8 protein-coding genes are annotated in these 12,940 nt (G+C 45.2%); 3 read left to right on the top strand and 5 right to left on the bottom strand.

Annotated features, from left to right (window positions below; genetic code table 11):
* The 4 genes from HMPREF2983_RS05730 to HMPREF2983_RS05715 form a co-directional block, all read right to left on the bottom strand.
* Window positions 1-933: DUF5017 domain-containing protein (locus HMPREF2983_RS05730; RefSeq protein ID WP_070667332.1), on the bottom strand; the 933-nt coding region annotated here is incomplete at its 3' end.
* 93 nt (window positions 934-1,026) lie between these two features.
* On the bottom strand, window positions 1,027-2,760 hold the full coding sequence (locus tag HMPREF2983_RS05725; RefSeq protein ID WP_070667331.1) for a RagB/SusD family nutrient uptake outer membrane protein: 1,734 nt from the start codon (window positions 2,758-2,760) through the stop codon (window positions 1,027-1,029).
* Window positions 2,761-2,779: 19 nt separating this feature from the next.
* Window positions 2,780-5,917, bottom strand: coding sequence for a SusC/RagA family TonB-linked outer membrane protein (locus HMPREF2983_RS05720; protein ID WP_371441336.1), 3,138 nt, complete (start codon window positions 5,915-5,917; stop codon window positions 2,780-2,782).
* 314 nt (window positions 5,918-6,231) lie between these two features.
* Entirely contained in the window at window positions 6,232-7,617 is a 1,386-nt protein-coding gene (locus tag HMPREF2983_RS05715) for an MATE family efflux transporter (protein ID WP_070667329.1), read from the bottom strand.
* Between the two features lie 112 nt (window positions 7,618-7,729).
* Between HMPREF2983_RS05715 and HMPREF2983_RS05710 the strand changes: the two genes are divergently transcribed.
* On the top strand, window positions 7,730-8,491 hold the full coding sequence (locus HMPREF2983_RS05710; protein WP_070667328.1) for an ABC transporter ATP-binding protein: 762 nt from the start codon (window positions 7,730-7,732) through the stop codon (window positions 8,489-8,491).
* A 14-nt stretch (window positions 8,492-8,505) separates the two neighbouring features.
* Here HMPREF2983_RS05710 and dinB read toward each other — a convergent pair whose 3' ends face one another.
* Window positions 8,506-9,606: a DNA polymerase IV gene (gene dinB, locus HMPREF2983_RS05705; RefSeq protein WP_070667327.1), complete on the bottom strand. Its 1,101-nt coding sequence runs from the start codon at window positions 9,604-9,606 to the stop codon at window positions 8,506-8,508.
* A 448-nt stretch (window positions 9,607-10,054) separates the two neighbouring features.
* Here dinB and ychF point away from each other — a divergent pair, with 448 nt between their 5' ends.
* Window positions 10,055-11,158: a redox-regulated ATPase YchF gene (ychF, locus tag HMPREF2983_RS05695; RefSeq protein ID WP_004373205.1), complete on the top strand. Its 1,104-nt coding sequence runs from the start codon at window positions 10,055-10,057 to the stop codon at window positions 11,156-11,158.
* 319 nt (window positions 11,159-11,477) lie between these two features.
* Complete coding sequence (gene lgt / locus HMPREF2983_RS05690) at window positions 11,478-12,332, top strand: prolipoprotein diacylglyceryl transferase (RefSeq protein ID WP_004377883.1); 855 nt, start codon at window positions 11,478-11,480, stop codon at window positions 12,330-12,332.
* The last annotated feature ends 608 nt before the right edge of the window (window positions 12,333-12,940 follow it).

Here is a 12,940-nt window from a genome sequence, read left to right as displayed (position 1 = left end):
ATTATATATATGGGTGTAAGAAGACAGACTTTCGGTCACATTCTTAATGGCAGTACCATAGTCTGGAGAGCAAGCATTGGCCATAATCATATCAGAAACCAACCAACTGTACTTCAGTTTAGCTCCGCCGTTTGAGCTATGAATAGAGAAATCTCCCTTTGATGCTCCTGCAAGGTTCCAGATACCACTTACATTATTGGTTACAGTTCCATATTCACGATTAGCAGTCATTGATTTTTGATCGGCCAGTTTGTGGTGGCACATCATGTTAACAGGGGTGAAATTGAAACCATTTGCATAGAGCGTTGTAATAGAGCCATCCTTCATTGTATTTTCAATCTTCATACCAACGAAGTTTACACGAGGCTGTGCTGCTGTATTTAAGGTAGGCTTATAGCAAGCTGCTATTGTCATACGCTTACCAAGATAGGGCGTAAAATCAACCTCATACTTAGTCGCATGAGCTGCATTGCTCGGTGCAGAAGGCAGACTTGAAGGGTCAACAAGGTTATTCCATGCGAAGCCCTCTACCAAAACAGAGTCTTCCTTGAAATTATTCTTTGCCAAACCAGTGAAAGAATCCGAGATATAAAGCTTCATCAAATTAGCTGCTGTGGCTGCATTTCCATACTGATACCACACAGAGAATGTCAGCTTAGAAGAAACTATATCCTCTAATGCTACTTGATCGCGATCTTTATAGATATACTGATGTCCTGCTTCTCCACTGAAGAAAGTGATAAAATCAGGATCTCCTTTCAGAATGAAATTCAACTGTGAGCCCTTCTTTACTGTAATTTTGTCGCCCGATTGCTGTACGTTATTATTGGTTAGCACCGAAACACTCAAGGCCGCTTCTTCTTTTAATTCGTCTTCGCAACTTACGAATGCAAAGGCTAATAGCGGAAGCAATAAATATATATATCGTTTCATGTCGTTTGTTTTTTATTGGATTATCATATTTTTAATCACTATTAAATCACAAAAGGCATAGGAAAGACACGGTCTTTCCTGCCTTCATGAGTCCTACCATCCAGGGTTGTTGGCTGTGATTTTCTTGTTAATAGCCATTTCATTTGATGGAATTGGGAAATAGTTATAAGCATCTGACACCTGGAAATAGGTGTAGACATTCGACGGGCCAAGGTTCCAGTTGGTGCCACTTTTTGCCCTTGCTGCCAATTCATTCATGTTCTTTTTGAAGTCACCCCAACGAATCAAATCGAAACGACGTGTCATCTCAAAACACAATTCCATGGCACGTTCATCCTTAACGGCATTGCGGAAATTCTCCTGATCAAGTCCTGAAAGGGATGAAATACCGGCACGTTTGCGTACTTCATTAATGCACTGATAAGCCAAAGCGGTAGGACCGCCATGGATTTCATTCTCACATTCGGCAATCATCAACAGCACATCAGCATAACGAAGGATTGGGAAGTTGACCAATGTAAAATTCTTATTCTTCTTATCCGGTTCATATTCGCGACGCCATTTAGCACACATACGGCTGTAATCCGTTGATGCTGTAGCCTTCTCTCGGTCACCAACCTTAGATGTTGAAGGCTTATCACCGTAACTGTACGATTTACTGTAATACTGATTCTTTACTTCTTGAAGTTTACCTTTCTCAAACATACGACCATCAACGCCATTACCTGTCTTTGATTGCGTATAAGAGAATGGTGCAATACTCCAGTTCATGCGGTTCTTATCCGAATTAGCTTCATAGAGTTCATAAAGCTTCGGCGTGCTCCAGAAGAAGCAATAACCAAATCCGGGATCAGCTTTCCCCTTAAGTTCTATCTTACTTGAGAGGTCGGGAGCCTGTATACCAATGATATTTCCAACGCGTCCTTCCGTACGAGTATCGGTACTATAGTTACCCGTAAACTCCGCTTCCCAAATACTTTCCTTACCAGTTGTATTGTATTTATCAGAACATTGATCAATAAAGTAATCCCAATAATTGGGTGCAAGCGTATGTCCTTCATGCATAACCTTCTGTGCAAAGGTATCAGCCTTTGTGAAGTATTCTTTACGCACGGTTTCATCAGGCGCAGTATTATCGCGATAACATTCACCCGCACGAAACATATAAACGCGTGCCAAGATACCCCAAGCCGCAGACTTTGTCAAGCCTCCAGGCAAATAACCCACTTCAGAAGCTTTCTTAAGACCATCTACACTTTCCTCCATTTCCTTGCAAATGAAGTCATAAATCTCTGCTTTCGGTGTACGGGCAATCTGCAGACCTTTCACAGATTGCGTGGAACTGGTCTTGAGAGGCACATCACCCCAGCACTGAACAAGATTGAAATAGTAGAAAGCACGCAGGAAACGAGCCTCTGCAGTCAGTCTTTTTGCAGAAGATGTTGATAGTTCCGGCACTTTATCTATTTCTTCCAAAAAGATATTTGCACGGTTCACTCCAACATAGAGTGTATACCAGAAAGCTGTAACTGCAGGGTCACTGCTGTTGGCATTGTTACAGATAAGTCCTCTTGTCGATGGTGAACGTCCTGGTCCACCATAAGCTTCAAGGTCATCACCTCCTACAAGAAAGAAATAATCATTACCATAGAAAGAAGTCTCTGTAAGCGGAGCATAAATTCCTTTGAGAAATGTTTCAGCTTCAGCTTCGCTCTTGAAATAACTTCCAGAGGTCGTGGATGTTGGCTCTTTGTCTAAGAAATTACAGCTTGAAGCCAATGACATAAAGGCCAACATTATAATAATATGTATTTTAGATACTTTCATAATGCGTCGTAGTTAATAGTTAGAAACCAAGATTAATACCGAAACTGAAGCTTCGAGCACGTGGATATGCAGAGAAATCCAGGCCCGGAGTCAGGGCACTCTCCCTGATAGAAACCTCCGGATCATAACCGCTGTAGTTGGAAATTGTAAATAGATTCTGTGCAGCAAAATAGACTCTGAGCTGTTCGATACCCACACGAGAAATCATCTTACGTGGCACTGTGTAACCCAAAGTCACCGTCTTCAGACGCAGGAATGAGCCATCCTCAATGATACGTGAAGAGAAAACACGGTTTGAACTTGATGAAGTTGCACGTGGAATGTTACTCGTTGGATTGCTCTCTGTCCAGCGTTCTGCATAGCTGGCATACTGGTTAAGTTCACGTGTGCGGTTCCATGAACTTTCAAACATCAAGCGGTTGGCATTTAACACATCGTTGCCATAAGACCACTGGAAGAAGATACTGAGGTCGAAATCGCGATAGTTGAAGTTGTTGGTGAAACCACCTGTATGCTTAGGAAGACCGTTACCGATAACCGTACGGTCATTACTGTCAATGACACCGTCACCATTCAAATCACGATATTTAGGCATACCAGGCTGTGTATTGGCTTCCGAAGCGTAGTGAGGCACGTTAGACTTCAGCGTATAGGTATTGCCCGACTTGTTAAAATCCTCGTACTTATAGGTTCCTTCGTAGATATAACCATACATGGAACCCATAGATTGACCAACCTTAGCAATGTAACTGCTCTGTGAGTTGAAGTTCTGGTCGAACTGTGCTGCCGTAAGCAATGCGGTCTGGTTTTCTGAAAGTGCCAACACCTTATTGCGGTTGAATGCGATGTTGAAGTTGGTTGTCCATGTAAAATGCTTGGTTTTGACATTCGTAGTGTTGAGTGTCAGCTCGAGACCTTGGTTTCTAACCTTCCCGATATTCTTTGTTGCACTGATAAATCCAGAAGACAAAGGAAGACTTGATACCAACAGAAGGTCGCGTGTCACCTTGCGATATAAATCAATGGTCAAACCAATACGATCGTTGAGGAAACCGAGGTCTACACCCAAGTTCCACTGCTCCGTGGTCTCCCACTTCAAGTCCTTGTTAGGGATTGAAACCGGAACCATACCTACATTCGTATTATCATTATTATAAGGATAAACGCCACTTGGAACACTTCCCAACGAAAGCAGGTCGCCCGTACGGTCTTTCAACAACTGATAAATACCATAAGTGTCATATTCTCCTACGCGGTTATTACCTGTAAGACCCCAGCTCAAACGCAGCTTTCCACTGTTCACAATGTCCTTAACGGGCTTCATGAACTTCTCTTCTGTGAAGTTCCAAGCTAAAGAACCGGATGGGAAATAACCAAAACGATTACTGCCACGGAACTTTGAACTGCCGTCAGCACGCATGGTTGCCGTAGCATAATACTTTGACTTATAATTATAGTTGAAACGTCCGAAATAAGACATCATCGCCCAAGAAGACTTCTCCGAACGCGTAATCGTAGGTGTACCGTCGCTCATTCCTGCCATACCGAGGTTTTCATTAGGAATGCGGATAGTCTTGAAACGATAGTATTCATAATCCGAATTCTGCAGAGAGAAACCCAACAGAGAATTGAAATAATGGCGCTTCTGCAGATTAGTCTGCCAGGTCAGCGTATTCTCATTCAGCCAAGTGGCACGCTTAGCACGGATAACCTGTGCATTCACCTTTTCTATAGATGTGCGACCACCATAGCGGGTTTTCGAGTTGTTGAAGTTATCAGTATCCATGCGATTATCTGTATAACCACCGGAAACCTTGAAACGCAATCCTTTCATCAGCTCATACTCTACAAATCCATTGAACTGCATATAGGTCGTCGTACGCTTGTTATATTCGTTGTTCAACGACATAATCGGATTGAAACGATAGTCGTTGGTGTTGTTCACATCATCATCGGTTGCATTTTCAACAAGGGAATGAAGCGGAACACCCGGCTGTGTAACCGGACGATAACCCCACACACTGTAAAACAGGTTATTCATACCAGAATGTGATGCCTGCGATGGAGACTGCCCCATCTGACGAGCCTGAGAATAGTTGATATTGAAGTTAGCCTTCCACTTCTTATACTTGATTGTCGTAGCCAAACGACCCTGAAGACGATTGTAATTAGACTTCAACACGATACCATCCTGATCGAAATAAGACAAGGAAGCTGTATAACGAACCTCTTCGCTACCACCTGTCAGACTCACATTGTGGTTCTGAAGCGGTGCAGTCCGGAAAATCATGTCCTGCCAATCATACTGGGGAACATTCTTATAATCATCCAAAGTCCATTGCTTTCCATCATAAAGTGAAAGATAAGACTTTTCAACAATCTTCGGATACATTTCGTTCTGAAGTGCAACGAATTGATAAGCGTTCATCATTGGTATCTTCTTCGTTACGCTCTGCCAACCGAGGCTGCCGTCATAATGCACCTTCGGCTTGCCCACTTTACCGCTCTTCGTAACGATGATGATTACACCGTTTGCACCTCGTGCACCATAAATCGCAGAGGCCGAAGCATCTTTCAACACGTCGATTGATGCAATATCCGACGGATTGATAGAGCTGGCGATACTCGGATCTTCCACCGGAAAACCGTCGATAACATACAAAGGAGAATTCTCCTGCGTCAAAGAGTTATTGCCTCGGATGACGATATTCATGCTTCCACCGGGCATGCCCTCATTTGATGACACGTTGACACCTGCCAACCGACCACCTAAAGTCTGGTCGAACGAAGAAACAGGAGTACTCGTCAGCGAAGTGATGTCGGCCTTGGCAACAGAACCTGTCAGGTCGCGTTTTCTCACTTCCTGATAGCCAACCACCACGACTTCATCAAGCACCTTGTTGTCTTCCTGCAGCGTGACATTCATCAACTTGCCCGGTTGGGCCTTCAGTTCCAAGGTTGTATAACCGAGGAAAGAGAACGTAAGAACAGCATCCTTACGATTGGTTTGCAGACTGAAAAGGCCATTCACGTCGGTAACGACACCGGTTGTTGTACCCTTAACCATCACACTCACACCCGGCATAGTCTCTCCCGTATTGTCTTTCACAACCCCGGAGATTTTAATCTGGGCACACATTATCACTGATGTAAACATCAAAATCAATGACAAAATGCTTCTTTGGGTAATTGTTTTCCTTATATTACTCATGACTAATAAAAAAGGTTATATATAAATTGTCAGTTTGTTTTCGCAAAAGTAGATAAAACGTTTCGTCTGATATAGAACTTTCATACAAAAACATTCCAAATTTGTACAAAACTCCACGAAAGCCACTTATTTCTCCACCAAAGCTCTCAGCAGCCTCCACTCTGTCGCCTTAGATGAACTACGGGGGTGGCGCTTTTCAGTCGCCACCCCCGTAACCTCTACAGACAATGCCCAAAGCATCGCTGTTCAACAAGACTCTTTTATACGCTTACAACCTTTTCTTTCAATCTTCTCAAGAGCCAGAAGTAGGCCGGAATAAGGAACAGATCGGCCATCAACCAAGCCACGGGGTCTGCATAACAGACACCCAACCAAGCCATTGCCGGCACCATCCAGAGACTCACACCGCAGCGGGCCAGCATCTCCATCACCCCACTCATCATGCTCAGATTGCTATACCCGAGTCCTTGGATGCTGTAACGCAAAATCACAAGCACGCCCAATGCAGGATAGAACCAGTTGGAAATACGCATCAACTGAGCAGCATTGGCAATCACTTCCTGTTCACCACTGTTGACAAAAAGCATCATCATCTCATCGGCAAAAGGATAGATGACTGCCACTGTGAGCACGAAATAGGCTGTCATAAGCCACATGGCATCGCGCACACCGGCCTTTACACGGTCGAGCCTCTGCGCTCCGATGTTCTGTCCGCAATAGGTAGCCATGGCAACACCGATGTTTTCAAGCACGCACGTGAAAAGGTATTTCACGCGTACCGCCGCCGTAAACGAAGCCACATATACCGTTCCAAGCGCATTGTTGGCACTTTGCAACATAATGATGCCAATAGCCGTGATCGAGAATTGCAGCCCCATCGGGACACCGTTGTTCAGCAGAATACTGATTTTCTTGTTGTCGAATTTGTTTTCCTCACTCGTCGGAACAAGCTGCCTCATGTTGCATCTGATGAACCTCCAGCAAAGCCATGAGGCAAAAGCCTGACTCAGGAATGTCGCAATTCCCGCACCTTCGACGCCTAATCCCAAAATCAGAATAAGCAACACATCAAGCAACACATTCAGCACAGACGATATGATGAGAAAATAAAATGGCTGCTTAGAGTTGCCCAATGCACGTATCTGCCCTGCAAGAAGATTATAGGCTATCGTGAAAGGAATCGTGCAGAATTGCAGGAAAAGAAACACGTAAGCATCATGAAACACATCGGCCGGTGTGTTTACGAGGTTCAGAATCTTCTCACACAGCACACAGGAGAGAAGTGTAATCACCACGGCCAACACGACAGCTATGCGGATTGCATTGCTCACATAGCATCGCATCTTGTGGTGATCGCCCGCACCAAAGGCCTGTGCTATAGGAATAGCAAAGCCAGCACACGCACCGTTGCAGAAACCCATGATAAGGAACATGATACTGCTCGAAGCTCCCACAGCAGCCAATGCACCGACCCCTATCCAGCGTCCCACAATCACCGCATCGATAATCAGATACAACTGTTGGAGGATATAGCCCAAAACGAGGGGCGTAGCAAATGTCAGAATGGCGCGGAAAGGTGCACCGGAAGTCATGCTCAATTCGTTTTTCATCATCTTTTGTTTGGGTTCTATTTGGGATTTGTTCATTGATTTGCTTGTATTGCCTCAATTGCAATGCAATGGATTTCATTCGTCTGCAGGATGCTCTTTTCATCTGTAAAGATACGAAAAACAACACATAAATGATTATCTTTGCAGCATGGAAATGATTGCCTTGGAACATTTAACCATCGGATATAAGGGCAAAGCGGTGGCTGCCGACCTGCAAGCAGCCCTGCATGCGGGCGAGTTCACGTGCTTGATAGGCCCGAACGGTGTCGGGAAATCCACGCTGTTGCGCACGCTCTCGGGTTTTCTTCCTCCGCTGAAAGGCTGTGTAAAGCTCAACGGAGAAGACATTTCTTCGCTCAGGCCCCATGAACTCGCACAGTGGATTGGCCTTGTACTCACGACAAAAGTGGATGCAGGAAACATCACGGTGACCGAACTTGTCAGCATGGGACGCTATCCTTACACGGGTTTCTTCGGTCATTTGCACGATGCCGACTGCCAAATTGTCAATGAAGCCATGGCCATGGTGGGCATAACACCGCTGAAATCGCGACTCATCCACACGCTGAGTGACGGCGAACGACAGAAGACAATGATTGCAAAGGCATTGGCTCAGCAGACTCCGGTGATATTCCTCGACGAGCCAACGGCCTTTCTTGATTTCCCGAGCAAGGTCAGCATGATGCAGCTGCTGCACCAATTGGCCCACAGACTCAACAAAACCATCCTCCTTTCCACCCACGATATCGAACAGGCTTTGCAGGTTGCCGACCGCCTTTGGCTGCTTGACAATGGCGTGCTCCACGTAGGAACGCCACGTGAATTGGCCGACAATGGCTCACTTGCACGCTTTATCGAGCAAGGGAAAATCATGTTTGACGCAGCAAACATGCGCATCAACATAGGATAGCTCCTTTCACTTTTCTATCTTCTTCCCCTTTTATCTTCCTTAAACTCCAATTCCAACTGTATCCATTCCGGTGCGGCATCCCCGTCTTCTCCACCGGGATTAGACACCGAAAGCCCCATGAGACGAATGGCATGTGCATTGTCATAATGGACAAGATGAAGCAACCGCTTGGCCAAGGGAAGGATATCATCCTTGGTTTTCAACAGCTTTCGTCCCGTGATGCTGCGCGTAATCTGCCTGAAATCGGCGTATTTGATTTTCAAAGTCAACGTCTTTCCTTCGAAATTCCCCTTTTCGATACGCGTCGTAAGCTCAAGAACCAAGTGGTAAAGTTCTATCAATAAGGCCGAAGGCAAACTGATATCTTCGAGAAAAGTCTGCTCACAACCCACGGATTTCCGCGTGCGTTCAACCACGACCGGGCGCTCATCAATACCTCGGGCATAGTTATAGAACGCCGGGCCTGACTTTCCAAAGACCATCTTCAGATGCTCGAGCGAACATGCCCGCAGTTGAAGCGCATTGAATATCCCCATGCGATGCATGCGCCGTGCAGTCTTCGGGCCAACGCCCCACAGGTCTTCCACAGGCAGTTTTGCCACGAAGTTCATCGCCTTGTCAGGGTGAATAGTACAGAGTCCGTCGGGTTTTCGATAGTCAGAAGCTATCTTCGCCAAGAGTTTATTATACGAAATACCCGCCGAAGCCGTAAGCCCTAATTCGTCTTTGATGCGTTGTTTAATCTCTTTGGCAATGTCGACAGCAAGCGAAATGCCCTTTTTGTTGACGGTTACATCAAGGAACGCCTCATCAAGAGACAGGGGTTCGATGATATCTGTGTAGTCATGGAAGATGCCATGCAGCTGCTCCGACACCTCCCTGTAATGCTGATAGTTGCCTTCTACGACGATAAGTTCCCTGCATAACCGCTTGGCCAGCTGCACCGACATGGCCGAACGAACACCAAACTTGCGTGCTTCGTAACTGGCAGTACACACAACACCGCGCGCACCGTCATAGCCCACGGCTATTGGTTTGCCGCGGAGTTCGGGCCAATCTCTTTGCTCTACGCTGGCAAAGAAAGCGTCCATGTCGATATGAATGATTTTGCGCATAAGTGTAAAAGCCCCTTTCTGTCTCTTTCTTTGGAAGAGAATGCGAGCCTAAAAGCTCCTTGATAAGGGCACAGTGGCTCTCAAAGCCATCGTGACTGACCAAGCATTATATTATATTCAACAACACTTTCATTATCAACAACCTACAAATATCATTCCAATTTGCATCAAATGAGCTTGTCATCTGCGTCAAATCGCACTGTAACTTGATGCAAATGACGCGCTAATCTGCGTCAAGTTACACGGCAATCTGACGCAAGTTACAAAACAGTTTCATACTGCAAAGATTACGCCTTCATTGCTTTACTTTTACCTTATCCCTCTTCCCTTTTTGCTTTTTTACCTTTTCCTCTGCTTCCCTTTATGATTTTTTGTGTATTTTTGCAGGCAGAAACAAGGATAAATGCAGGCAGGAAAGACTGCCCGCACACAAAAAACATAAAGAAAAATGGCTTTGAAATGTGGAATTGTAGGCCTGCCAAACGTGGGAAAGTCTACGCTGTTCAACTGTCTGTCGAGTGCTAAGGCACAGTCGGCAAACTTCCCTTTTTGTACGATTGAGCCGAATTTGGGTGTGATTACGGTGCCCGATGAGCGACTCAACAAGCTTGCCGAGATTGTTCATCCGGGGCGAATTGTACCTGCTACGTGTGAGATTGTCGATATTGCCGGGCTCGTCAAGGGTGCTTCCAAAGGCGAAGGACTCGGCAACAAGTTCTTGGGAAACATTCGTGAATGCGATGCAATCATTCATGTCATCCGCTGTTTTGATGACGATAACATTGTGCGTGAAGGCGGCATGGCGGTTGACCCACTTGAAGACAAGAGCATCATTGACACCGAGCTACAGCTGAAAGACCTTGAAACGATTGATGCCCAGCTCAGTAAACAGCAGAAAGCTGCTGCAGCAGGCAACAAGGATGCCAAATTGATGTGCACGGTTCTGGAAGCTTATAAGGCTGTGCTTGAGCAGGGAAAGAATGCGCGAGAGGTGACATTTGAAAGCAAAGATGAGCAGCAGGCGGCCCATGATCTCTTCCTGTTGACCACGAAACCTGTGCTCTACGTATGCAATGTAGATGAAGCAAGCGCTAAAACGGGCAACGATTATTCACGTCGTGTGGAGGAAATGGCAGCCCAAGAAGGAGCTGAAGCCATGGTGATTGCGGCCAAGACCGAGGAAGATATCGCTTCTTTGGAAACCTATGAAGATAAGCAGATGTTCCTCGAAGAGTTGGGATTGGAGCAGAGTGGTGTCAACCGTCTTATCCAAAAGGCCTACGCTTTGCTTAATCTTGAAACGTTTATCACGGCAGGCGAAATGGAAGTAAAAGCCTGGACGTATCACAAAGGCTGGAAAGCGCCACAGTGTGCAGGTGTAATTCACACCGATTTTGAAAAGGGTTTCATCCGTGCCGAGGTCATCAAATACGATGATTACATTAAGTATGGCTCGGAAACTGCAGTCAGAGAAGCTGGTAAACTCGGTATCGAAGGTAAGGAATACGTTGTGCAGGACGGTGACATTATGCACTTTAGGTTTAATGTGTAATACCAAACACACCCTAAAACCCACCCCAACCCTCCCAAAGGGAGGGAGTAAGAAATTGAGTATCTCTCCTTACCTTTATGGAATTTAAGAAGTATGCATTGGCTAAAGTTCCATACTGTTCAGAATTCAATGCCAGGAGTTGGGAAGAAAATCTATAGAAGAAACATATATAGAACCTCATAAGTAACAAGTATAATATCTTTTATTATCACATATAAATAATTATTTCTAAAATTATATACTAAGCCTACAAATGCGCACTCCCTCCCTTTGGGAGGGTTGGGGTGGGTTTCGAGGTTGGTTATATTTATTTTTTCTTATGCTAAACTACATCATCTGGAATCCCGATATCTATTTCTTTCAGATAGGGAATTGGGGTATTCGCTGGTATTCAATATGCTGGCTGATTGGACTTGTCGGTGCCTATTTCATGGTACGTTGGTTGTTCTACCATCAGAATATCGCTGTGCGGACGGTGATGGTGAACGGGAAAAAGCAGGAGGAAAACGTATTCGATCCGCTCTTTCTCTATTGCTTCTTAGGCATATTGATTGGTGCCCGGCTCGGTCATTGCCTCTTCTACCAACCCGATTACTTCCTCACTTCGGGCACACACTTCCTTGAAATGTTCATCCCTTTCAAGAATATGCCTGATGGTTCGTGGCATTTCGTGGGCTATGAAGGGTTGGCAAGCCACGGAGGAACCCTCGGATTGATGCTCGCCTTGTGGCTCTATAGCCGCAAATATAAGGTGAAATTGTGGCAGTTGTTAGACGATATCGCCATTGCAACCCCTATCACCGCCTGTTTCATTCGACTTGGAAACTTGATGAACAGCGAGATTATCGGCAAGGTAACTGATGTGTCTTGGGCTTTCATCTTCGAAAAAGTAGACAAATATCCGCGTCATCCCGGCCAACTGTATGAGGCCATTGCCTATGCCGTTATCTTCTTTGTGGGTTGGTATTTCTATCGAAAACGTAAACTTCCTGTAGGTAAAGGTTTCTATTTCGGCCTCTGCATTACACTTATTTTCGCATTCCGTTTCTTCATTGAATACACCAAAGACATTCAAGTGGGCTTTGAGTCGGGCATGCTCTTCAACATGGGACAGCTGCTCAGTGTGCCCTTTGTGGCTCTTGGCATCTGGTGCATGATGAGAGCACGAAAGTGAAACAGGATCCTCTCCCAGCCCCTCCAAGGAGGGGAGTGCTGGCTTGTAGTTTCACCAACTCTGCTTAATTTTGACGGTATTCAAAAACCTTTATAGCATGTAGCTACGTGAATACATGAATAAACACCCTCTTGTTCGGGATAAGCAATTGAAACTATTCAAACGCAAAGATTTATCCCCAATTAGTGCACCCAAAATCTGTTTGCATGATAATTTGACATAGATTACGCTATTTTTTGATTCAAATCACCGTGCAACTTGCGTCACTTTACGCCGCGAAATGACTCAAATAACCGCGCAATTTATACCATATCGTGTGGTAATCTCCACCCTATTGTTTCATCATAATAACTATGTGACAAGATAACAGGCGAGAGACGAAAAGGCAACTCGGTACGAGTTGTACCCTTAAAAGTTTTATATTTATAATATGTATTGTCGTTTCCCATATTTGCAACTCGGTACGAGTTGTGCTTTTGAAAGCCCCACGTTGGCGAGCGAAGTGAGCCTACGTGGGGAAAAATAGACGCATGAAATGAACCCGGAACGGGTTCAACTTTTTCTTATCTACCATGTAATTGGAAGAAACAAAACCCGTACCGGGTTTG

Source organism: Prevotella sp. HMSC077E09 (assembly GCF_001814685.1).
GTDB classification, from domain to species: domain Bacteria; phylum Bacteroidota; class Bacteroidia; order Bacteroidales; family Bacteroidaceae; genus Prevotella; species Prevotella oris.
The sequence above is the reverse complement of the archived record's forward strand: the minus strand, read 5'-3'. Positions and strand labels throughout refer to the sequence as shown.